We start from the raw sequence: 20,719 nt of genomic DNA on the forward strand, positions 1-20,719 counted from the left end.
GGGACGAATGCTTAGCGTGGGTACATGACCTCCGTCGACGTGACCCGGACCCGGCGTCGCTGGCTGGTGCTCACGGTGGGGGTGTTCGCGCAGACGGCGGCCTGCTCGTTCGTCTACGGGCTGCCGTTCGTGGTGCCGCTGCTGCGCGACTCGGCCGGGCTGACGCTGGCGCAGGCCGGTGCCTACGTCGGGGCCCCGACGGTGGGCCTGCTGTGCACCCTCGTCCTGTGGGGGGCGGCCGCGGACCGGTCCGGCGAACGCGGCGTGATGACGATCGGGCTCGTGCTGTGCGCGCTGGCCATCGGGGCGGCCGCGCTGCTCCCGCTCGGGCCGGGCCCGGCGCTGCTGGTGCTGCTCGGGCTCGGCGGCGCGGGGGCCGCGTCGGTGTTCGCCGCCAGCGGCCGGATGGTGATGGGGTGGTTCGCCGTCCACGAGCGCGGGACCGCGATGGGCATCCGGCAGACCTCGCAGCCGCTGGGGGTCGCGGTGGCGGGCCTGACGCTGCCGACGCTCGGCGCAGCCGTCGGGCCGTTCCGGGCGCTGGCGCTGCCCGCGCTGCTGTGCCTGGTCGCGGCGGTGCTGGTGCTGACGCTGGCCCCGGATCCGCCCCGACCGCAGCGGCCTGCCGGTGCGGAGCCGGAGCGTTCCCCGTACCGGACGTCCGTACTGTGGCGGGTGCACGGCGCCAGCGCGCTGCTGGTCGTCTCGCAGTTCGCGGTGTCGGCGTTCGGCACCGAGTACCTGGTCCGGGAGCAGGGCTGGCACGCCGCCGCGGCGGGCGCCTTCGTCGCGTGCGGCCAGGTCGCCGGCGCGGCCGGGCGGATCGCGACCGGGGTCTGGTCGGACCGGGTCGGGTCGCGGCTGCGCCCGATGCGCCAGGTCGCGGTGGCCGCGACCCTGGTACTGCTGCTGTTCGCCCTCGGCGACGCCGTCGCCGGGTGGCTGGCGGTGACGATGCTGGCCGTCGGGGCGGTCGTCACCGTCGCCCCGAACGGCCTGGCGTTCACCAGCACCGCCGAGATCGCCGGCCCGGCCTGGTCCGGGCGTGCGCTGGGGGTGCAGAACACGGGGCAGAACGCCGTCGCCTCGGTCGTGCCGGCGGCCCTGGGGCTGCTGGTCGGCACGGCCGGCTACGCGGCGGCCTTCGCGATCGCCGCGGTCGCGCCGCTGGCCGCGGTGCTGGTCACCCCGGTCCGCGAGGAGCGACGGCGTCAGGGCGACGGCGTGTAGGCGAAACCGTCCCCGGCCCGGCGGACACGGCCGGGGGTGAAGTGCGACGGCAGCAGCAGCCCGCCGGAGCGGGCGAGGCGCTCGCACAGGTCGCGTCGGGTACGGGCAGCACGGGCCGGGTCGGCGTCGCCCGCCTGCGCGAGGTCGAGGTCGTCGAACTGCAGCGGGTGGTGCAGGACGTCGCCCCCGATCACCACCTCCGGCCCGTCGGGCGGCCCGATCTCGACGACGAGGTGGCCGGGGGTGTGCCCGGGCGCGGCACGCAGCCGCACCCCGTGACCGAGATCGACATCGACATTGACGCCGTCGCCGTCGCCGTCGCCGACCGGGTCGACCAGACCCGCGTCCAGGACCGGCGCGACGCTGTCCTCCCAGGTCCGGGCCAGTCCCTCGGCGACGCCGGAGCCGGGGGCCGAGCGGTGCACCGCACCCAGCCACGCCAGCTCGGCCCGGGACACCAGGTGCCGCGCCCCGGGGAAGGCCGGGCGGGCGTCGGCGGTGGTCAGCCCGCCGCAGTGGTCCGGGTGCAGGTGGGAGCAGACGACGACATCGATCTCCTCGGGCGCGACCCGTGCGGCGAGCCGGGCCGCGTACCCGGCGTCGAGCAGATGGTGGGCGGGCAGTCCGGGGCGGTGCCGGCCGTCACCGTTGCCGGCATCGACGAGGACGGTCAGGTCCGGGGTGCGGACGAGGTGGGTGGCGATCACCAGGGAGATCGGCCCGTCCGAGGGGTGGGCCGGGAACATCTCGCGGACGCCGAAGGGCCAGTCGTCGAGCTCGGTGATCCGCTCGACCGTCACGGGTCCGCGCAGCTGGATGGTCACGCCGTGATCGTCGGTGCCTCCGGCGCGATGCGGGAGTCCCCGGCCCGGGGTATCCCGCGCAGGGAGTGGCTCGGGTCGCTCCGGTGCGGACAATGGGGTCGTGACGGCTCTCGGCGAGTTCCTGGCGGCGCGACGGGCACGGCTCGATCCCGACGCGTTCGGGCTGCCGACGACCGGCGCGCGGCGGGTCCCCGGGCTCCGCCGGGAGGAGCTGGCCGGTCTCGCCGGGGTCAGCCCGTCGTACTACACGCGGCTCGAACAGGGACACTCCCGCGGTGCCTCCCCCGCGGTGCTCGACGCCATCGCCCGGGTGCTGGCCCTGGACGAGGGCGAGCGGGCCCACCTGCACCGGATCGCCGCGACGGCGGCCCGCCCCGTCTCGCTGCGCAGCGCACCGCCCGAGTGCGTCGACGCCCGTACCGCCGACCTGCTGGCCGCCATGCCGGACGTGCCCGCGCTCGTCCTCGGCCGGTCCGGGGACGTCCTGGCCTGGAACCCGCTCGGGCACGCGCTGCTCGCGGCGCACCTGGATCCGCTCTCCCCGGCCTGCCCGCGGCACCGCCCGAACCTGGTCGCGATGGCGGTGCTGGACCCGCACGTGCGGGCCCTCTACGCCGATCCGGTCGCCCGCACCCGCGCCCTGGTGGCCGCCCTGCGCCTGGCGGCCGGGCGCCGCCCCGACGACGCGCGGCTGTCCGCGCTGGTCGGGGACCTGTCCGTGCGCAGCGACGAGTTCGCCCGGCTGTGGGCCGACCATCGGGCGCACCCCTGCGCACAGGAACGGCACACGCTGCGACATCCGCTGGTCGGCGAGCTGACGCTCGACCACCAGGTGCTCGACGTCGGCCGGACGCCCGACCGGACGGTGCTGGTGCTGACCGCACCGCCCGGCAGCCCGGACCGCGACGCGCTCGGGCTGCTGGCGCGGCAGGTCAGCGGGTGATCGTCTGGTCCCGCCCGGGGCCGACGCCGATCGCGGACACCGGCGCGCCGGTGAGCTCCTCGATCCGCGCCACGTAGGCCTGGGCGGTGGCCGGCAGGTCCTCCCAGGTGCGGGCGGCGGACAGGTCCTCGACCCAGCCGGGCATCTCCTCGTAGACCGGGACGGCGTGGTGGAAGCCGGTCTGGGTCATCGGCATCTCGTCGACGCGGTGGCCGTCGACCTCGTAGCCGACGCAGATCGGCACCGACTCCAGCCCGGACAGCACGTCCAGCTTGGTCAGGAAGAGGTCGGTGATGCCGTTGACCCGCACCGCGTAGCGCCCGATGACGGCGTCGAACCAGCCGCAGCGCCGCGCACGGCCGGTGTTCACACCGACCTCGCCGCCGGTCTTGCGGAGGAACTCGCCCATCTCGTCGTGCAGCTCGGTCGGGAACGGGCCGGAGCCGACGCGGGTGGTGTAGGCCTTCAGGATCCCGATCACGCGGGTGATCTTGTTCGGGCCGATGCCGGACCCGACCGACGCGCCGCCCGCGGTCGGGTTCGAGCTGGTCACGAAGGGGTAGGTGCCGTGGTCGACGTCGAGCAGGGTGCCCTGCGACCCCTCCAGCAGCAGCGTCTCGCCGCGCTCCAGGGCCTCGTTCAGGAGCAGCCGGGTGTCGACGATCTTGTCGGCGAACTCCTTCGACTGCTCCAGGACGGTGTCGACGACCTCGTTGAAGTCCAGCGCGCGCCGGTTGTAGACCTTGACCAGGATCTGGTTCTTCAGCTCGAGGGCGGCCTCGACCTTCTGGTGCAGGATCTTCTCGTCGAGCAGGTCCGCGGCGCGGACGCCGACCCGGGCGACCTTGTCCTGGTACGCCGGGCCGATGCCGCGACCGGTGGTGCCGATCTTGGCCTTGCCCAGGTAGCGCTCGGTGACGCGGTCGATCGCCACGTGGTACGGCATGATCAGGTGCGAGTCGGCCGAGATCAGCAGGCCGGAGGTGTCGACGCCGCGCCGCTCCAGGCCCGCCTTCTCCTCGATCAGCGCCTCGGGGTTCACGACGACCCCGTTGCCGATCACGTTCTTCACGCCCGGGGACAGGATCCCGGACGGGATGAGCTTCAGCGCGAAGTCGCGACCGTCCGGCGTGACGACGGTGTGGCCGGCGTTGTTGCCGCCCTGGTAGCGGACGACCCAGCCGAACTGTCCGCCCAGCAGGTCCGTCGCCTTGCCCTTGCCCTCGTCGCCCCACTGGGCGCCGATCAACACGATTGCGGGCATGTAAGAGACTCCAGTTCACACACGCTCGTCACGGTCGCGGACCCGGGCGTGATTTCCGGTTTCCGCGGCGAGGAGGGTACTCGATCAGTGGTTCCGACCGATCCCGAAGCGGTGCTCCTCGACTGCCTGCCGCAGCGGCGTCACCGTCTTCCCTTCCACGGTATCCGGCCCGGCGCGCGGCGGGAACGCCCACCGTCGTCGCTGGTGTCCGATCCCGCGGTGCGTTCGGTCACCGTGGGTCCGCGCCCCGGGAAGGCGGAGGTCGACGCCCTCCTCCCGGCGCGGCGGCTCATCGTGCACGGTGACGACGCCGACCTCGCCGCCGTGCTTGTCCGGTTGCTGCGTCGCGACGCCCTCGACACCGAGGTCGCCTACCTGCCGGTGTCGCGCCGGTCCCGCGCCGCCGCGAACTGGGGACTCCCGACCCGGTTCGACGACGCCGTCGCCCTGGCCCGGTCCGGCGCCGCCCGCGAGATGCCGCTGGTGCGCGACGACAACGGCGGTGTCCTCGCCGGCCGCGGGGAGATCCCCGACCTCTACGGCGAGGCCTACTGCGATGCGACGCGGGTGCTGCACGGCCGCGTGAAGACGCTCGTCGTCGACGCAGGGCCGGAGGGAGTCCAGGTGCGTGCGGGGCGTGGGGTGACCGGAGCGACCGGGCGGGCGATCCAGATCGGGACGACGGGTGCGACGCCCGTCCGGGACGGCGTCCCGCACCCGCGGGAGATCAAGCGCTGGGCCTGGTACAAGCACACCGAGCCGTGGCGACCGGTGCTGCCGGGCTGATCAGCGGCCGGGGTCCTCGGGGGCGAGGACGGCGTCGGTCGCGGTGACACCGACGTCGAACACCTCGTCGGTGGGGACGACGTAGCGGTTGCGGTGGTCCTGCCCGTCCGCACGACCTCCCGGGACGCCACCGGTCATCGGGCCGTAGCCGGCGGCGCCACCCCGTGCCTCCGACGCCCGGGTGCCGGTCCACGGTTCGGCCGCACCGCCGCTCCGCGGGCCGGTGGTACGGGGCTCGGTACCCCACGCCGTCCCGGACCCCACACGGCTCCCCGGCGAGTGCGGCTCGGCCGAGCCCCCCGGCAGCCGCGCGGTGCCGCGGGACTCGCCGAACGGGGAGCCGTAGCCGCCCCGGCCCGCACCGGTGCCGCCACCGTAGGAGCCGGTCCCGCCGGGGCGGGGCTCCGCGACGGGCCGGACGAGCTGCTGCCGCCGGGCCTGGTCACCGAACCGGCGTGCGAGGTCCTCGCGGGTACGGGCGGCATCCGGCACCGGGGCCCGGGGCGGGATCCGCGTGCGGTCCGGAGCGGGCGGGGTGCGGAAACCCGGGGCCGGGACACCCCCTCCACCGGTGCTCGACGCCGGTCCGTTCGCCAGCGGAACGACGGGCGAGGGCCCGCCACCGGATCCGGCCGCGGGTCCGGCCGCCGGTCCGGGACTGCCACCCGGCCCTCCCCCGAGGGCTCCGCCTGCCCCGCCGACCGCCGGGCCGGGGGGCGCCGAACCGCCCGGGGGAAGCCCGATCCCGGCCGGTCCCGGCACCGCGGCGGAGCCGCTGTCCGGAGGGACGGGGACGTTCGCGCCGACGGACACGCCGGGCTGCGGCCCCGATGCCCCGCCGCCCCCGGACGTCGCATCCGGGGTCGAGCCGGCCGGGGGCGCGGCGGCGGCCTCGGTGGTGAAGCGGTCGTCGATGGCCGAGGTCTCGGACTCGTACTGCTGGAGCGCGCGGTTCGCGATCTCGTCGTTGATCTGGTTGTGCTCGGCGATGGTGACGTGGTCCGTGCCCCGGCCCTGGAGGGACTGCCAGGCCTCGCTGATGTTGTCGCCCGCGCGCTGGATCCAGGAGAACTCGGCCGGGTCCATGAACCGGACCTGACCGCGCATGCGCTCGAACGCGCTGCCGTGGTCGAGCATGCGGTCGGCGCCGTTCTGGGCGACGGTCGCGGTGCCGTCGACGCCGGTCGCGGTGCGGTCCAGGGATTCCTGGGCCGCCTGTGCGGCGGGGCCCTGCCACGAGATGCCGAGGTCGGCCATGCCCCGGTCGAGGGTCTGCTTGGTCGCCGCCATGTCGTCGACGAGGGAACGCAGGCTGTCCGCCGTCTGCCGGGTCGCCTCGGCGCCCGGTTTGCCGAGGATCCATGCCGACTTCGTGGCAATGTCGAAGGCTTCGTAGTTGTAGCAGCGAGGAAGGGGCACGGTCGGGTCCCTAACGCTCGAGCAGCGGGCCGGTGGACGGGGGAGCGGTGGACTTCAGGGCCGCCGTGTTCTCGTCCTCGATCAGGCCGTACTCCTGGGCGGCCTGCTTGAGTCGGTCACGCGCCTCCTGAACCTCGTCCATGTAGTCGACATGAGCACTCGTGATCGAATCGATCTTCGGCTGGAAGACGGCAACGGCATCGAGCGAAACCGGGTCTGCCCCACACGGCGGAACGTTCTTCAGATTGGCCACCTGTTGCCGACTCTTCTGCATTGCCCTGAACTGCTCATCCATTCGCCGATATACGCCCATGATGTTGCCCGGATCAATCTGCAACATGAGCGAATCACTGGCCGACCCCCGCGGTTCTTGAGCAGACCTCTTCATACGGTGAAGAGTAGGCCGATCAACGTGCGGCGAGGCGACATCGGCCACGAACGTTCGCAACCGCAAATCTGATCAGCGCGATCGGGCAGCATCCAGGTAGCTCTGAGCCAACGCTTCAGCTCGGGCACAGACATCGTCCATCGATCCGCGAGTCTGCTCGTCGTACCCGAAGTCCTGAACCTGAACTCGGACGCTGGCGGTGTCTGCCGCGTCCAGGTAGAGGCTGCACAACGGCGCCGAGTCCTCACTCTCAACCATCCGCACGGCCCCGAAACCACCGACGACAGTGACCGTGGCGCCCTGTGCCGTCACGATCTTCGATGCTGCGGTCTGAATCGTCTGGACGCTGTAGTTCTCCACGGTGTCGTAATTGCCCCACCCGCACACACGACTGGGACCGTCCGCGAGGGCAACAACCGAGGGCTCATCGCCCTCGACACCGAAGCGTTGTCGAAGCTCGGGGGTCATCGCCACACAGGGATCAATGTTCGCCACGTCGATCTCCGCCGGCCGCGGCGGAAACGGCCCCTCCGGCTCCGCAGCCCCACACCCCACGACCACCCCGCACACCACCAGCAGGACGAGAACGAGTCGGACCACCAGCGACGCTCCCCCCGACAGGAACAGGACCGCAGCAGGCTAGCCCGCCGCCGTCGTCCCCGGGCCCGTTCCGGTCAGGCCGCGGCCGCCGAGTCGTCCGGACGCCGGTGGTAGCTGTCCACATAGGTCTGCTCCGACAGGTCCGCGATGGCGTCCATGATCTCGTCGGTGACCGCGCGCCGGATCGCCGGCGCGCCCTCCAGCCCGTCGTAGCGGCTGAACTCCAACGGCCGCCCGAAGCGGATCTCGACGCGGGCCAGGCGCGGGAACAGCCGTCCGATCGGCTGCACGCGCTCGGTCCCGATCAGGCCGACGGGCACGACGACGGCTCCCGTCGACAGGGCCAGCGACGCGACGCCGGTGTGCCCGCGGTGCAGCTTGCCGTCGAGGGAGCGGGTGCCCTCCGGGTAGATGCCGAACGCACCGCCGCGCTCCAGGACCTCGCGTCCGGCCGCGAGTGCGGCGAGACCGGCACGAGCGTTGGCCCGGTCGACCGGGATGTAGCCGAGCGCTCCCAGGAACGCCGCCATCAGGCGTCCGCGCAGGCCACGACCGGTGAAGTACTCGGCCTTGCCGAGGAAGGCGACCTTGCGCGGGGCGACGAGCGGGATGAACGCCGTGTCGACAGCCGCGCGGTGGTTCGCTGCGAGGATCACCGGCCCGGTGGCCGGGATGCGGTCCGCCCCGCGCACACAGGGCCGCCACACGAGCCGGACGACTGGCGCGAGGACGTAGCGGATGAACAGCTGCACCGTGAACCCCGATCGATGAGCGACGTCCACAACTCCGTGCAGGGGGACCCGACGTCCCGGCGCCGAACGACGCCCGATTCTGCTCCGTGACCGACCGGTGACGGAAGCCCCGCAGCCCGTTCAGTCCACGTCAGGATCGGCGAACTGGGCCCGCAGCGCCCGCAACGCCTCGCTGCGGGTCATCCCGGTCGCCTGCAGCAGGTCGATCGCGATCGAGCGGACCTGCGCGACGAGCACCGCCGCCGACCCCGCGGGCGCCGTCTGACCCTCCGCCGGCCGCACGACGACCGCACCCGGGTCGGCGAGGACCGGCGCGTGCTGCACGGCCTCCAGGATCGGGCCGCGGGCCTTCTCCCGGTCGCCGTCCTGCCCGAGCTCCCCGATCAGCGCCTCGACGGCGGCGGCCAGCTCGGTGATGGCGTCCGGCAGACCGGGCGGGACCGGTTCGCCGTCCTCGATCGCGGTCATCGCGCGCCGGGCGAGCACCCGGGCGTTGCGGTGGGCATAGTCGGCCCGTTCGGCGAGGGTCCGGTAGCGGCGCAGCATGGCCCGGCGCGGCCGGTGCATCGGCGAGACCGTCACGACCTCGCCCGCGCGAGCTGACGGCGGTGCGCAGCTCGTCGATGACGGCCTGGGTGTCGCGGGCCCGGGCCAGCGCCCGCGACGCGTTCTCCCGGTCGCCCTCGCGCAGCGCCGTCGCGGTCTCGGTGAGCACGGTGACGAGGTCGTCGAGCACCCGGCGGGCGACCCGGCGGACGATCCGGACCGGGTGCGCGGGGATGACCGCGGCCACCAGGATCCCGGCGAGGCCGCCGATCAGTGCGTCGATGCAGCGGTCGATCCCGCCGGTCTCGGTGGGCGGGAGCAGCGTCGTCACCAGCACCGCGGAGACCGCGGCCTGGTTGACGAACAACGTGCCGCCGTCGGTGAAGACCGCGACGACCAGCGCGAGCGCGACGACGAGCACCAGCTGCCAGAGGCCGCTGCCGATCCGCGCGATCAGCAGGTCACCGACCAGCACCCCGATGCTGACCCCGACGACGAGCTCGGCGGTGCGGCGCAGCCGCGAGTTGAGCGACATGCCCAGGCTGAGCACGGCCGCGATCGGCGCGAAGAACGGCCGCGTGTGACCGACCAGGTCACCGGCCACCCAGAGGGCGAGCCCGGCGGCCATGGAGCACTGCAGGATCGGCAGCCACGACGCGCGGACGCGCCGGGCGCCGGCCCGGCCACGTGAGCGGATCCGGTCCCACGCGGCCACGGGCGTCAGGACACGCCGAGGGCGGCGAGCGCCTCCGGGTCCGAGTCGGAGATCAGCGTGCGCAGCCGCTCGACCTCGGGGGCCTCCCCGATCGCCGTGGCGGCGCGCAGCAGCGCCCCGCAGGACCGCAGGAAGCCCTGGTTCGGCTCGTGCGACCACGGGACCGGGCCGAAGCCCTTCCAGCCGTTGCGGCGCAGCTGGTCCAGGCCACGGTGGTAACCGGTGCGGGCGTAGGCGTACGCGGCCACGGTCTCGCCGGCGTCGAGGGCGCGCTCGGCGAGCACCGCCCAGGCAATCGACGACGACGGCGACCCCGCCGCCACCTCCGACGGGTCCTTGCCCGCCGCCAGGTCCGCCGCCGCGGGGTCGACCGGGAGGCGCGTGTCGTCGGGCTCGAGCAGGTTGCCGTGCAGACTCATGGCGCCATCCTGGCGCGTGCCCACCGGTCGTCGCCAACCGGTGGGCACGCGAGGAGGATCCGGACCAGGGCTCAGAGGGCCTTGCCGGCCGACTTCAGGGACTCGCAGGCCTCGATGACGCGCTCGCTCATCCCGACCTCGGCCTTCTTCAGGTACGACCGCGGGTCGTAGACCTTCTTGTTGCCGACCTCGCCGTCGATCTTGAGCACGCCGTCGTAGTTCTCGAACATGTGCGACACGATCGGCCGGGTGAAGGCGTACTGGGTGTCGGTGTCGACGTTCATCTTCACGACGCCGTAGGTCAGCGCCTCGTGGATCTCCTCGAGCAGCGAGCCGGAGCCGCCGTGGAAGACCAGGTCGAACGGCTTGGCGCCGGCGTCGAGACCCAGCTTCTGCACGGCCACCTCCTGGCCCTGCTTGAGGATCTCCGGGCGGAGCTTCACGTTGCCCGGCTTGTAGACGCCGTGCACGTTGCCGAAGGTCGCGGCCAGCAGGTAGCGGCCCTTGTCGCCGGCACCGAGGACGTCGACGGTGCGCTCGTAGTCGCCGGGGGCGGTGTAGAGCTTGTCGTTGATGTCGTTCGCGACGCCGTCCTCCTCACCGCCGACGACGCCGATCTCGACCTCGAGGATGATCTTCGCCTTGGCCGCCTGCTCCAGGAGCTCGGCCGCGATCTTCAGGTTCTCCTCGAGCTCGACCGCGGAGCCGTCCCACATGTGCGACTGGAACAGCGGGTTCTGCCCCTTGTCCACGCGCTCCTGGCTGATCGCGATCAGCGGACGCACGAACGAGTCCAGCTTGTCCTTGGGGCAGTGGTCGGTGTGCAGCGCGATGTTGACCGGGTACTTGTCCGCGACGACGTGCGCGAACTCGGCGAGCCCGACCGAACCGGTGACCATGTCCTTCACCCGGGTGCCGGACAGGAACTCCGCACCACCGGTCGAGACCTGCACGATGCCGTCGGAGCCCGCCTCCGCGAACCCGCGCAGCGCCGCGTTGAGGGTCTCGGTGCTGGTCACGTTGATCGCCGGGTAGGCGAACTCGCCGCTCTTGGCGTTGTCCAGCATCTGGTTGTAGATCTCGGGCGTGGCGATGGGCACGGGGCCTGCCTCCTCGTCGTCGGCGGTCGCTGCTCCGCGCAGCGCTCCTTGTCTCCGGGTGAGTATCACGTACCCACGGCGAAGGGGGAGCCATCGTCGGTGATGGGCCTGGTCTCACCGCGGACGACGTCGCCGACCGCCGCAACGGGTGACACTGCTGCGTGAGACTGCTGCACCGGGCAATGCTGCGAAGGCTGTCGGTGGTGGTCGCTAGGGTGGTGGTCGTGGAGGAGGAGCGCGCCGAGAACGCCGTCGACCGGACGCTGGGCCGGTTGCGCGCCATCGACAGCCGACCGGCGCCCGAGGGCACCGGGCCGCATCAGTTCGCCCCGGGCACGGCGTCCGACCCGGTCGACGGGCCGGGTGGATCCGGGGCCCGGCAGGGACCGGACACGCCGCTGACCCTGGCCGACCTCTACCGCGACCACCGGCTGCGGCTCATGCGCCTCGCGATGCTGCTGGTGGACATCCCGGCCACCGCGGAGGACGTGGTGCAGGAGGCGTTCACCGGCCTGCACCGGCACTGGTCCGGGCTGCGGGACGAGACCGCCGCCGTCGCCTACCTGCGCGCGGCCGTGGTGAACGGGTCGCGCTCGGTGCTGCGGCGCCGTCGCACGGCGCGCGAGTACGTGCCCCCGCACGCGGCGAACGCCCGCTCGGCGGAGTCGCTGGCCATGCTGTCGGCCGAGCACCAGTCGGTCGTCGACGCGCTGGCCCAGCTCCCGCCGCGCCAGCGCGAGGTCCTCGTCCTGCGCTACTACGGCGGGCTGACCGAGTCCGAGATCTCCGAGGCCGCAGGGATGAGCCGCGGCACGGTGAAGTCCACCGCCAGCCGCGCGCTCGACGCCGTCGCCCGGATCATGGCCGAGCGCGCCGGGACCGAGGCCGTCCGGCGCCCGGGAGAGCTGCGATGACCGGCCCCCAGCCGCCGCAGCCCGGCCGCGACGACGCCGCCCGCCGGATCGGCGAGGCGCTCCAGGCCCAGGCCCGCGGGCGCCCGATGCCGCAGCGTCCCGCAGCGGGCCCGGCCCCCGTGCCACCGCGCGTTCCCGGCCGGATCCCGCCACCGGTCCCGCGTCCCGCGCCGCCCCCGCAGCGCCGGCCGCAGCAGGCCCCGGCGCCGGCGCCCGCCCGTTCGGCGACCGGCCAGATCGTCTGGGCCGCCGTGATCGCGCTGCTCCTCGGTGCCCTGCTCGGCGGGGGTCTCGCGCTGGTCTCGGTGCTCCTGCCGGGTGCGCTGCCCGCCCTCGGCTGAACCGCTCACAGCACCTCCACAGCGACGGCCGCGTCGGTCCCCGTCACCCGGCCGGTACCGTTTCTCGACGTGACGGTTCTCGCCGCGACGCAGACGCTCGCCCTCGGTCCCGACTGGCTCGACCCGGCGGTGATCATCGAGTCCCTGGGACCGTGGGCCCTGGTGGGCGTCGCCGCGATCATCTTCGCGGAGTGCGGGCTCCTGCTCGGGTTCTTCCTCCCGGGCGACTCGCTGCTGTTCACCGCGGGCCTGTTCGTGGCGCAGGGCGCGATCGACGTCCCGCTGTGGCTGGTCAGCCTGGTGCTGGTGGTGTCGGCCTTCGCCGGCAACGCCGTCGGCTACGGGATCGGCTACCGCGCCGGCCCGGCGATCTTCGACAAGCCCAAGTCGAAGCTGTTCAACCCCAAGCACGTCGAGAAGACCCACGAGTTCTTCGAGAAGTACGGCAACCGGGCCATCGTCCTGGGCCGGTTCGTGCCGATCGTGCGGACCTTCATCACCGTCAGCGCGGGCGTCGCGCGGATGGACCCGAAGCGGTACCTGACGTACTCGCTGATCGGCGGCGTCGCCTGGGCGGCGGGCGTGACGGTGCTGGGCTACTTCCTCGGCCAGTTCACCTTCGTCCGTGAGCACATCGACCTGATCCTGATCGCGATCGTGCTGGTCTCGGTGCTGCCGATCGTGTTCGAGGTGCTGCGGGCGCGGGCCACGTCGAAGCGCGGGGGTCCCGCCGGCCCGGTCGACGGCGTCGCGGGCGCCGCGGCCGGTGCTGCCGCCGCCACCGTCACCGGCCACAGCGCCGACGACGACCCGGCCGCGGTCACCATGCAGATGCCCGCCGTCGGGAACGGCCCGGCGCCGCAGCACGGGCAGCCCCGGGACGGTCGGGCCCCGCACGCACCGCAGCCCGGTCGCGCACCGCAGTCCGGTTACGCCCCGCAGAGTGGTCACGCCCCGCAGCACGGCGGGCCCGCGCCCCGGCCCGGCGCCGGGCCCCGTCCCCAGGACGGCACCGAGCCGCCGTACCGCCACACCACCGGCCGTCCCGCGATGCCGCCCCGCGCGGGCGGCTGAGCGTCGACCGGCACGTTTCCGCCCCCGGCGGGGCGGAAACGTGCTGATCACCAGGCGTCGGACAGGTCCGCGTGCTCGCGGATCCAGCTGTGCATCACGATGCCGGACGCCACGCCGGCGTTGACCGAGCGCGTCGAGCCGAACTGGGCGATCGACACGACCAGGTCCGCGGCGTCACACAGCTCCGGGGAGAGTCCCGGACCCTCGGCGCCGAACACCAGCACGCAGTCCCGCGGCAGCGACGTCCGCTCCAGCCGGGCCGCCCCCGCGACGTTGTCCACCGCGACCACGGCCAGACCGTGCTCCCTGGCGAACGCGACGAGCCCGCCGGCGTCGGCGTGGTGGTGCAGCCGCAGGTAGCGGTCGGTGACCATCGCGCCGCGCCGGTTCCACCGCCGTCGTCCGACGATGTGCACGCCGGCGACGCCGAAGGCGTTCGCCGTGCGCACCACCGTGCCGATGTTGTGGTCGTGGCCGAGGTTCTCGATCGCCACGTGGAACGGGTGCGCCCGGCGCGCCAGGTCCGCCGCGACCGCCTCGCGGCGCCAGTAGCGGTAGCGGTCGACGACGTTGCGCCGGTCCCCCTGCTCCAGCAGCTCCGGGTCCCAGTGGTCGCCGTCGGACCACGGCCCGGCCCACGGGCCCACCCCGACCTGGCCGGGGACCGACCACTCGCTGGGCCCTGGCTCGCTCATCCCAGCTGCAGGTCCGCCAGCCCCAGCAGCGCGCGGTACGGCACGCCCTCGGCCTCGACCGCCTCCCGGGCGCCGGTGTCGCGGTCGACGACCGTGCACACGCCGACGACGTCGGCGCCGGCCGCCAGCACCGATCGGACCGCGGTCAGGACCGAGCCGCCGGTGGTGGAGGTGTCCTCGACGACCAGCACCGGGAGACCGGCGATGTCCGGGCCCTCGATGAGCCGCTGCATACCGTGCTTCTTGGTCTCCTTGCGGACGACGAACGCGTCGACCGGGTCGGTGTCCGGCTCGGCCGCCGCCGCGTGCAGCACCGCCGTCGCGACCGGGTCCGCGCCGAGTGTCAGCCCACCCACCGACCGGTAGGTCCAGTCCGCGGTGAGCTCGCGCAGCAGCCGCCCGATCAGCGGGGCCGCCTCATGGTGCAGCGTGACGCGGCGCAGGTCGATGTAGTAGTCGGCCTCCGCGCCGGAGGAGAGCGTGACCCGCTCGTGGACGACGGCGATCTCCCGGACCAGCGCGGCCAGCCGGGAACGGTCGGTGTGTGCGGAACTCATGTGCGATCCCTGTCGAACGTCGCCGTGATGCGTCGCAGCAGGCCCCGGGGCAGCACCCCGGTCGCCCCCACGATCGCCTTGTACTGCCGGGAGGGCACCGAGACGACCCGGCCCCGGCCGAGGTCGGCGAGCGCCTCGTCGACGACCTGGGAGGCCTCCAGCCACAGCGGGCCGCGGCGGGCGCCGACGTCGATGCCGGCACGCTCGTGGAACTCGGTGCGCACGTAGCCGGGACACAGCACCATCGCGCGCACCCCGGTGCCCTGCAGCGACGCGGCGACGCCCTCGGTGAAGGAGATGACCCACGCCTTGTCGGCCGCGTAGGTGGAGCCGCGCCCGGCCAGGAAGCCCGCGACGCTGGCGACGTTCAGCACCGCGCCGGTGCCGCGGTCGACCATTCCGGGCAGCACGGCCCGGGTCAGCTCCAGCACGGCGGCCACGTTGACCTGCAGCTGCCGGGCCAGGTCGGCGGCGTCGTTGTCCAGGAACGACGAGCCCAGCGCGAGCCCGGCGTTGTTGACGAGCAGGTCGACCGGGGCGAGGTCGGGATCGGCGAGGCGGCGCACGACGCGGGCCCGCTGGTCCGGTTCCGACAGGTCGGCGGGCAGCACCTCGACGACCACGCCGAGGTCGCGGTAGCGCTGCGCGGCGGCCTGGAGGCGGTCGGCGTCGCGCGCCACGAGCACGAGGTCGCGGCCGTCGGCGGCGAGCCGATCGGCGAACGCGGCACCGATCCCCGACGACGCGCCCGTGATCATGACGGAGGGCACGCGGAGAGCCTAGTGCGTCCGCACCCGACCGGCGCAGGCGCGACGGTGGCCGACGGGCCCGGTGTGACCCGCACGACACGGGTGTCCGGCGACCTGCGTGAGACCGGCCGCTCTCGCGTGCCGGTGCACCACGAAGCCTTTACCGTCGAGGCCATGACGTCCGAGGCGCTGCCGATCCAGCGGCCGGTCGATCCCGCCGCTCCCCCCGGCTCCTGCGACGGACCGCACGGCCCGTCACCCCGTCATTCGAGGGTCGCGGTCGTGGGGGCCGGGTTCACCGGACTCGCCGTGGGCCTGGCCCTGCTACGGCGGGGTGTGCACGACTTCGTCCTGCTGGAGCGGGCCGACGACGTCGGCGGCGTGTGGCGCGACAACACCTATCCCGGGGTCGGCGTCGACACGCCGTCGCCGCTGTACCAGCTGCGGGCCATGACCAACCCGGACTGGAGCGACCTCTACGCACCCGGCCACGAGGTGCAGGACTACGCACGGCGCCTGGCCCGCTCGACCGGTCTGCTCGACCACGTCCGCTTCGACGCCGACGTGCTGTCCGCGCGCTGGGACCCCGCGGACGCCCGCTGGCGGATCGCGACCCCGTCCGGCGAGTTCACCGCGGACGTGCTGGTCAGCGCGGCGGGGCTGGTCGCGGACCCGAAGCTGCCCGACGTCGAAGGCCTCGCGGACTTCCCCGGACCGGTGTTCCACTCGGCCCGCTGGGACCACGACGCGGACCTGACCGGCTCGCGCGTCGCGGTCGTCGGGACCGGGGCGACGGCGGTCCAGCTCGTCCCCGAGCTGCAGCCGCGCGTCGCCGAGCTGCACGTCCTGCAGCGCACCCCGGCCTGGATCCTCCCCAAGCCCGAGCGGCCCGTCGGTGAGCGCACCCGTCGCACGCTGGCGGCGAACCCGCTGCTGTGCCGGATGCAGTTCGACGTCATGTACGTCGGCGCCGAGCTGCTCGCCGCCACCCGCCGGTCGCGGCTGCTGCGCGAGGCGCTCACCCGGGTCGGCCGCCGGCACCTCGCCGCCCAGACACCCGACCCGCAGCTGCGTGCCCGGCTGACCCCCGACTTCGACTACGCCTGCAAGCGGCCGCTGGTCTCGAACGACTACCTGCCCGCGATGAGCGCGCCGAACACGACGCTGCACACCGGAGGACTCACCCGGGTCGAGGGGCGGACCGTCGTCTCCGGCGACGGCAGCCGCGCCGAGGTCGACGCGATCGTGCTGACCACCGGGTTCGAGGTCGGCGCGACCGCCCCGATCGCGCGCCGCATCCACGACGCGCACGGCCGCTCGCTGCACGACCACTGGGGTTCCTACCCGCGCGCCTACCTGGGGATGAGCTACCCCGGTTTCCCGAACCTGTTCCTGATGCAGGGTCCGAACGCGACCAGCGGGGCCAGTTCGACACTGCTGTTCTCCGAGGCCCAGGCCCGCTACGTCGCCGACGCCGTGTGCCGGATGGCGGCCGAGGGCATCCGCGCGCTCGACGTGAAGCCCGCCGTCGAGGAGCGCTGGACGCGGCGGATCCGGCGCCGGTCGGCCCGCACCGTGTACGAGACCGGCGGCTGCTCCAGCTACTACCAGAACGACGAGGGCGTCAACGTCGTGATGTGGCCGGCCAACACCGCGGAGTACCAGCTGCGGACCCGCCGGTTCCGGCTGTCGCCGTTCGACGTCGAGCGGGGCCGGACCGGTGCCGGGCGCCCGCTGCACCCGTTGCGCCCGGTCCGGCTCGCCGCGACGGCCTGACCGTAAGATCGGCCGGTGCCCACCGGAGGCGACCGCACACCCGAGCCCGCATCGCCGGACCTGGTCGGCTCCTTCTCCGACGCCTGCGAGGCCGTCTACCGGCGGATGCACCGTAACCGGGCCCGTGCGTCGGCGTTACGGGCCGACGGTGCGTCCCTGTCCGATGCCGAGTTCGCAGTGATCACCCCGCTGACCGAGGCCCCGGGACTGACCGTGGGCAGGCTCGCGGCCGAGGTCGGGGTCAGCTCGCCGACGCTGAGCCGGTCCTTGTCCAGGCTGGAGGACGGCGGGCTCGTGGTGCGCGAACGGGTGGGTCCGTCCGGGCACCGGGTCGAGGTGCGGGTGACCGACGCCGGGCTCCGGGCGTGGGCGCAGGCACGCGACCGGACCATGGCCCGCCAGCGGCAGGCGCTGGAGATGCTGCCGCCCGGGCGGCGCGACGCCGTCGTCGTCGCGCTGCGGGAGCTGGCCGCAGCGATCGACGCGGCGGACGCCGCGGGGCCGGACGGCACGGCGCCCGGCACCCCGGTCCGCCCGGCCTGAGCGCTCAGAGCCCGAGCAGCCGTTCGGCATTGCCGTGCGCGATCCGGGCCAGGTCGGCGTCGTTGAGCTCGAGGCGGTCGAACCAGGTGGCCGCCTCGCGCATGTCCTCGAAGGGGTGGTCGGCGGAGAACAGCACCCGGTCCGCGCCGATCTCCTGCAGCGTGTTGAGCAGCGCCGGGGTGCGGAAGTTGCCGCTCGTCGTGACGTGGAAGTTGGTCCGCAGGTAGTGGCCGAAGCCGTGCCGGACGTCGAGGCCGCGCGGTGCGACGGCGAGGCGGTGCTCGACCCGCCAGATCACCCACGGGAGCACCTCGCCGAGGTGCCCGAGGATCACCTGCAGGCCGGGGTGGCGGTCGAACAGACCGCTGCCCATCAGCCGCAGCGCGTGCGTGGCGGTCTCGACGGTGAACGCCCACGCCGAGCCGTAGAGCCACGGGTGGCCGTCGTACTGCGGGCTCGTCGACTCCAGCGGGTCGCGGGGGTGCAGGTAGAGCGGCACGCCCAGCTCCTCCAGCGTCGCCCAGAACCCCGCGTAGCGCGGGTCGTCGAGGTAGACGACGGTCTCGGCGTCGCCGACCTGGGAGAAGCCGTTCACGAGCGCACCGACCAGTCCGAGGTCCTGCACCGCACGACGGAGCTCGGCGGTCGCCGCGTCGGGGTCCTGCATCGGCAGGGCGGCGAACGCGGCGAACCGGTCCGGCCGCTCGGCGACCCGGGCGGCCGCGTAGTCGTTGAGCCGGCGGGCCCAGTCGACGGCCCGGGGTGCGTCGTGCAGGGACTGGATGCCGGGGGAGAGCAGCGACAGCACCGACTTCTCGATGGCGCACTCGTCCATCAGCGCGAGGCGCTCGTCATGGATGTCGAGCAACATCGCCCGGTGCCGGGGCCACTCCTGCGGGGTGAAGTGGGTCTCGGACTGCTCGACGATGTCCGGTTCGGTGGCGCCGAAGTGCTCCTCCAGCGCGATCTTGCGGATTGGGGTGGTCATGGTCGCCTCCAAGTCGTTAGCTAACTAGATAGTAGCTAGCTAACGACTTGTCGACGAGAGGTGTGACTGGTCCGTCAGCGCCAGGCGTGCACCTCGGCGAGCAGCCGCTCCGTCGCCGCGTCGTCGAGGAACGACGAGCTGAACGAGTTCGCAGCCAGCGTGCGGAGCTGGTCGTCGGTGAAGCCGAGGCCCTCGCGGACGGCGGCGTAGTTCGCGTCGGCGTAGCCGCCGAAGTAGGCCGGGTCGTCGGAGTGCACCGACACGTTCAGCCCGGCCGCGAGCATCTCCGGCAGCGGGTGCAGCCCGATCCCGGGGACGCAGGCGAGCCGGACATTGGACAGCGGGCACACCGTCAGCGGGGTGCGGTCGCGGACCAGGCGGGCGACCAGCGCGTCGTCCTCGATGGCGCGGATGCCGTGGTCGACGCGCAGCACGCCCAGCTCGTCGAGGGCCTCGGTGACGTAGCCGGCCGGACCCTCCTCCCCGGCGTGCGCGACCGGCTTGAGCCCCAGCTCGCGGGCGCGGTCGAACACGGCGGTGAACTTCGACGGCGGGTGGCCCACCTCGGCCGAGTCGAGCCCGACCCCGACGATCCGGTCCAGGTACGGCTCGGCGGCCCGCAGGGTCTCCTCCGCCTCGGCCGCCGAGCGGTCGCGCAGGAAGCACAGGATCAGCCCGGCCGACACGTCGCCGGCGTGGGCCTCGACCGCGTCGGTCAGGCCGCCGATCACGTCACCGATCGCCACGCCGCGAGTGGTGTGGGCCTGCGGGTCGAAGAACATCTCGACGTGCCGCACGCCCTGCTCCGGGCAGGTCCGCAGGTACGCCGACGCGAGCTCGGCGAAGTCGTCACGGGTCCGGAGGACGGCCATGTTGGCGTAGTAGACGTCGAGGAAGGACTGCAGGTCGGTGAAGTCGTAGGCGGCCCGCAGGTCCTCCACCGAGGCGTAGGGCAGCGCGATGTCGTGCCGCCTGGCCAGCTCGAACACGGTCTCGGGTTCGAGCGTGCCCTCGATGTGCAGGTGCAGCTCGGCCTTCGGCAGCGGCGGGGTCCCGGTGGTCGTCACCGCGACATCATCCCGCGCCGTCCCGGACGGTCAGGAGCTGGTGACCGTCGACGTCATGTAGGCCGAGATCCGGTGGCCACGGGAGCGGTCGCGGGCCGCGGCGCTCGCCCGGGCCCGCTGCGCGGCGGTCCGCACCGGACCGGCCGCCCAGTGCCGCCCGCAGTCCCCGGCCGCGACGACGGCGCGTCCCGCACCCGGGCGGGACGGCAGGTCCGGCAGCCGGGCCGGCTCCCGGTACCCGGCACCGCCGAGCAGCTCCTCGGGCGTGGCCGGCCGGGCCTGCGCGGCCGGGCTCGCGACGGCCGGGGCGGCAGCGTCCGGGGCGGCAGCGGCTGCGGGGCCGGTGGGCTGCCAGGTCGCGTCGGCGAACAGCTCGACGGCGCGCCGGGCCACCCGGACCCCCGCGGCGACGGCGCGCCGGGCCGGGTCCGGACGGGCCGGTGCGGTCTGCGGGGCGCTCACGACGACGCCGGCGTCGAGATCGTCGAGCACCGCGTCGGCGGCGTCGGCGGTCCACTCCGGCCGGTCGTCGCCCCGGACGGCGACGACGTGCACCTCGCCGGTCAGGGTCGGGGCGAGTGCGGTGACGAACGAGACCGCCCACGCAGCCGACTGCTCGTCCCCGCTGATCGCGACGACCCCACCGGCGCCGCGGCGCAGCATGCCGGGCAACGCGGCGTGGGTGAGACGCATCGTCGCGGTCGTGCCGAGGTCGACGCCCACCTGTCCGGCGTCCGACGCGGCGGCCGCGTCGGCGAGTGCGTCGTGCACGAGGATGTCGACGGCCGGGGCCTCCGGGCCGGCGAGGTGGGCCTCGAGCCGGAACAGGCCGTGCCGGGTGCCGAGGTCCGCGACGAGGACGTCGGCACGCACCCCGTACCGGGCGGCGAGCTCCCGGGCGCTGGGGGCGACCCGCTCGGGGTCGCGGGTGACGAGCAGGAGGTCGTGTCCGCGCGCGGCCAGTCGGTCGGCCAGAGCCGCGCCGAGTCCCGTACCGCCGCCGGTGATGAGAGCCAGAGCCACACGATC

The 20,719-nt window shown here is 73.9% G+C and carries 23 protein-coding genes and 1 pseudogene; 8 read left to right on the plus strand and 16 right to left on the minus strand.

Annotation, left to right across the window (positions count from 1 at the left end):
- Positions 1–24: 24 nt before the first annotated feature.
- Positions 25–1,230 carry an MFS transporter gene (locus Ae717Ps2_RS26175; RefSeq protein WP_075334001.1) on the plus strand — a complete coding sequence of 402 codons (1,206 nt, stop codon included), beginning with the start codon at positions 25–27 and terminating at the stop codon, positions 1,228–1,230.
- Here the strand turns inward: Ae717Ps2_RS26175 and Ae717Ps2_RS26180 are convergent.
- Positions 1,212–2,054 (minus strand): MBL fold metallo-hydrolase, encoded by an 843-nt coding sequence (locus tag Ae717Ps2_RS26180; protein WP_075334002.1) that lies wholly within the window; start codon positions 2,052–2,054, stop codon positions 1,212–1,214. The genes Ae717Ps2_RS26175 and Ae717Ps2_RS26180 overlap by 19 nt on opposite strands.
- A 100-nt stretch (positions 2,055–2,154) precedes the next feature.
- Between Ae717Ps2_RS26180 and Ae717Ps2_RS26185 the strand changes: the two genes are divergently transcribed.
- Positions 2,155–2,997, plus strand: a complete 843-nt coding sequence (locus tag Ae717Ps2_RS26185; RefSeq protein ID WP_075309462.1) for a helix-turn-helix domain-containing protein — start codon at positions 2,155–2,157, stop codon at positions 2,995–2,997.
- On the opposite strand, the gene Ae717Ps2_RS26190 is transcribed toward Ae717Ps2_RS26185, so the two are convergent.
- The gene (locus Ae717Ps2_RS26190; RefSeq protein ID WP_075309460.1) at positions 2,987–4,261 is read right to left on the minus strand and encodes an adenylosuccinate synthase; all 1,275 of its coding nucleotides are present in this window, start codon (positions 4,259–4,261) and stop codon (positions 2,987–2,989) included. The two genes, Ae717Ps2_RS26185 and Ae717Ps2_RS26190, sit on opposite strands and share 11 nt — an antisense overlap.
- A 204-nt stretch (positions 4,262–4,465) precedes the next feature.
- On the opposite strand from Ae717Ps2_RS26190, the gene Ae717Ps2_RS26195 reads away from it, so the two are divergent.
- Entirely contained in the window at positions 4,466–5,047 is a 582-nt protein-coding gene (locus Ae717Ps2_RS26195; RefSeq protein WP_020622377.1) for a hypothetical protein, read from the plus strand.
- Here the strand turns inward: Ae717Ps2_RS26195 and Ae717Ps2_RS26200 are convergent, their stop codons facing one another.
- From Ae717Ps2_RS26200 to fbaA, 8 genes and pseudogenes are all read right to left on the minus strand, one after another.
- Complete coding sequence (locus Ae717Ps2_RS26200; protein WP_075334003.1) at positions 5,048–6,466, minus strand: WXG100 family type VII secretion target; 1,419 nt, start codon at positions 6,464–6,466, stop codon at positions 5,048–5,050. It abuts the gene before it with no gap.
- Between the two features lie 10 nt (positions 6,467–6,476).
- Positions 6,477–6,806, minus strand: a complete 330-nt coding sequence (locus Ae717Ps2_RS26205) for a PE domain-containing protein (RefSeq protein ID WP_075309456.1) — start codon at positions 6,804–6,806, stop codon at positions 6,477–6,479.
- 120 nt (positions 6,807–6,926) lie between these two features.
- The gene (locus Ae717Ps2_RS26210; RefSeq protein WP_075309454.1) at positions 6,927–7,454 is read right to left on the minus strand and encodes a DUF3558 family protein; all 528 of its coding nucleotides are present in this window, start codon (positions 7,452–7,454) and stop codon (positions 6,927–6,929) included.
- Positions 7,455–7,528: 74 nt separating this feature from the next.
- Positions 7,529–8,206, minus strand: a complete 678-nt coding sequence (locus Ae717Ps2_RS26215) for a 1-acyl-sn-glycerol-3-phosphate acyltransferase (protein ID WP_075309452.1) — start codon at positions 8,204–8,206, stop codon at positions 7,529–7,531.
- Between the two features lie 120 nt (positions 8,207–8,326).
- The gene (locus Ae717Ps2_RS39355; protein WP_233147824.1) at positions 8,327–8,773 is read right to left on the minus strand and encodes a hypothetical protein; all 447 of its coding nucleotides are present in this window, start codon (positions 8,771–8,773) and stop codon (positions 8,327–8,329) included.
- Positions 8,774–9,056: 283 nt separating this feature from the next.
- Positions 9,057–9,380: pseudogene (locus tag Ae717Ps2_RS39360) on the minus strand (FUSC family protein); the annotation flags it as partial.
- 92 nt (positions 9,381–9,472) lie between these two features.
- Positions 9,473–9,886 carry a DUF3151 domain-containing protein gene (locus Ae717Ps2_RS26225; protein ID WP_020623386.1) on the minus strand — a complete coding sequence of 138 codons (414 nt, stop codon included), beginning with the start codon at positions 9,884–9,886 and terminating at the stop codon, positions 9,473–9,475.
- A 71-nt stretch (positions 9,887–9,957) separates the two neighbouring features.
- Positions 9,958–10,986 (minus strand): class II fructose-bisphosphate aldolase, encoded by a 1,029-nt coding sequence (gene fbaA / locus Ae717Ps2_RS26230; RefSeq protein ID WP_075309450.1) that lies wholly within the window; start codon positions 10,984–10,986, stop codon positions 9,958–9,960.
- 224 nt (positions 10,987–11,210) lie between these two features.
- Between fbaA and Ae717Ps2_RS26235 the strand changes: the two genes are divergently transcribed.
- The 3 genes from Ae717Ps2_RS26235 to Ae717Ps2_RS40535 all read left to right on the plus strand — a co-directional run bounded on the left by Ae717Ps2_RS26235 (position 11,211) and on the right by Ae717Ps2_RS40535 (position 13,315).
- Positions 11,211–11,900, plus strand: coding sequence for an RNA polymerase sigma factor (locus Ae717Ps2_RS26235; protein WP_075334383.1), 690 nt, complete (start codon positions 11,211–11,213; stop codon positions 11,898–11,900).
- Positions 11,897–12,241, plus strand: coding sequence for a hypothetical protein (locus tag Ae717Ps2_RS26240; protein WP_075309448.1), 345 nt, complete (start codon positions 11,897–11,899; stop codon positions 12,239–12,241). The genes Ae717Ps2_RS26235 and Ae717Ps2_RS26240 overlap by 4 nt, the downstream gene beginning before the upstream one ends.
- 69 nt (positions 12,242–12,310) lie before the next feature.
- Positions 12,311–13,315, plus strand: a complete 1,005-nt coding sequence (locus tag Ae717Ps2_RS40535; protein ID WP_083695394.1) for a DedA family protein — start codon at positions 12,311–12,313, stop codon at positions 13,313–13,315.
- A gap of 47 nt (positions 13,316–13,362) precedes the next feature.
- Here the strand turns inward: Ae717Ps2_RS40535 and Ae717Ps2_RS26250 are convergent, their stop codons facing one another.
- Genes Ae717Ps2_RS26250 through Ae717Ps2_RS26260 form a run of 3 tightly spaced genes read right to left on the minus strand, consistent with a single transcriptional unit; the run spans position 13,363 to position 15,337 of the window.
- Positions 13,363–14,010, minus strand: coding sequence for an RNA methyltransferase (locus Ae717Ps2_RS26250; RefSeq protein WP_075334004.1), 648 nt, complete (start codon positions 14,008–14,010; stop codon positions 13,363–13,365).
- On the minus strand, positions 14,007–14,567 hold the full coding sequence (pyrE, locus tag Ae717Ps2_RS26255) for an orotate phosphoribosyltransferase (RefSeq protein WP_020625733.1): 561 nt from the start codon (positions 14,565–14,567) through the stop codon (positions 14,007–14,009). Before pyrE ends, Ae717Ps2_RS26250 begins: the two co-directional genes overlap by 4 nt.
- Entirely contained in the window at positions 14,564–15,337 is a 774-nt protein-coding gene (locus Ae717Ps2_RS26260; protein ID WP_020625732.1) for an SDR family oxidoreductase, read from the minus strand. The genes pyrE and Ae717Ps2_RS26260 overlap by 4 nt, the downstream gene beginning before the upstream one ends.
- A 153-nt stretch (positions 15,338–15,490) precedes the next feature.
- Here Ae717Ps2_RS26260 and Ae717Ps2_RS26265 point away from each other — a divergent pair, with 153 nt between their 5' ends.
- Positions 15,491–17,092 carry an NAD(P)/FAD-dependent oxidoreductase gene (locus tag Ae717Ps2_RS26265; protein ID WP_139318887.1) on the plus strand — a complete coding sequence of 534 codons (1,602 nt, stop codon included), beginning with the start codon at positions 15,491–15,493 and terminating at the stop codon, positions 17,090–17,092.
- Positions 17,093–17,107: 15 nt separating this feature from the next.
- Positions 17,108–17,635, plus strand: a complete 528-nt coding sequence (locus tag Ae717Ps2_RS26270) for a MarR family winged helix-turn-helix transcriptional regulator (protein WP_020625730.1) — start codon at positions 17,108–17,110, stop codon at positions 17,633–17,635.
- 4 nt (positions 17,636–17,639) lie between these two features.
- Here Ae717Ps2_RS26270 and Ae717Ps2_RS26275 read toward each other — a convergent pair whose 3' ends face one another.
- From Ae717Ps2_RS26275 to Ae717Ps2_RS26285, 3 genes are all read right to left on the minus strand, one after another.
- Positions 17,640–18,623, minus strand: a complete 984-nt coding sequence (locus Ae717Ps2_RS26275; protein WP_075309444.1) for an amidohydrolase family protein — start codon at positions 18,621–18,623, stop codon at positions 17,640–17,642.
- Positions 18,624–18,697: 74 nt separating this feature from the next.
- Entirely contained in the window at positions 18,698–19,690 is a 993-nt protein-coding gene (locus Ae717Ps2_RS26280) for an adenosine deaminase (RefSeq protein ID WP_075309443.1), read from the minus strand.
- 30 nt (positions 19,691–19,720) lie between these two features.
- On the minus strand, positions 19,721–20,713 hold the full coding sequence (locus Ae717Ps2_RS26285) for an SDR family NAD(P)-dependent oxidoreductase (RefSeq protein ID WP_075309442.1): 993 nt from the start codon (positions 20,711–20,713) through the stop codon (positions 19,721–19,723).
- Positions 20,714–20,719 lie beyond the last annotated feature (6 nt).

This window comes from Pseudonocardia sp. Ae717_Ps2, from assembly GCF_001932475.1.
GTDB lineage: Bacteria > Actinomycetota > Actinomycetes > Mycobacteriales > Pseudonocardiaceae > Pseudonocardia.

Coding starts and splice junctions, on each gene's coding strand:
- Ae717Ps2_RS26175 (WP_075334001.1), top strand. CDS start 25: ATGACCTCCGTCGACGTGACCCGGACCCGGCGTCGCTGGCTGGTGCTC.
- Ae717Ps2_RS26190 (WP_075309460.1), bottom strand. CDS start 4,261: ATGCCCGCAATCGTGTTGATCGGCGCCCAGTGGGGCGACGAGGGCAAG.
- Ae717Ps2_RS26205 (WP_075309456.1), bottom strand. CDS start 6,806: ATGTTGCAGATTGATCCGGGCAACATCATGGGCGTATATCGGCGAATG.
- Ae717Ps2_RS39355 (WP_233147824.1), bottom strand. CDS start 8,773: ATGCACCGGCCGCGCCGGGCCATGCTGCGCCGCTACCGGACCCTCGCC.
- Ae717Ps2_RS26225 (WP_020623386.1), bottom strand. CDS start 9,886: ATGAGTCTGCACGGCAACCTGCTCGAGCCCGACGACACGCGCCTCCCG.
- Ae717Ps2_RS26240 (WP_075309448.1), top strand. CDS start 11,897: ATGACCGGCCCCCAGCCGCCGCAGCCCGGCCGCGACGACGCCGCCCGC.
- Ae717Ps2_RS26250 (WP_075334004.1), bottom strand. CDS start 14,010: ATGAGCGAGCCAGGGCCCAGCGAGTGGTCGGTCCCCGGCCAGGTCGGG.
- pyrE (WP_020625733.1), bottom strand. CDS start 14,567: ATGAGTTCCGCACACACCGACCGTTCCCGGCTGGCCGCGCTGGTCCGG.
- Ae717Ps2_RS26265 (WP_139318887.1), top strand. CDS start 15,491: ATGACGTCCGAGGCGCTGCCGATCCAGCGGCCGGTCGATCCCGCCGCT.
- Ae717Ps2_RS26275 (WP_075309444.1), bottom strand. CDS start 18,623: ATGACCACCCCAATCCGCAAGATCGCGCTGGAGGAGCACTTCGGCGCC.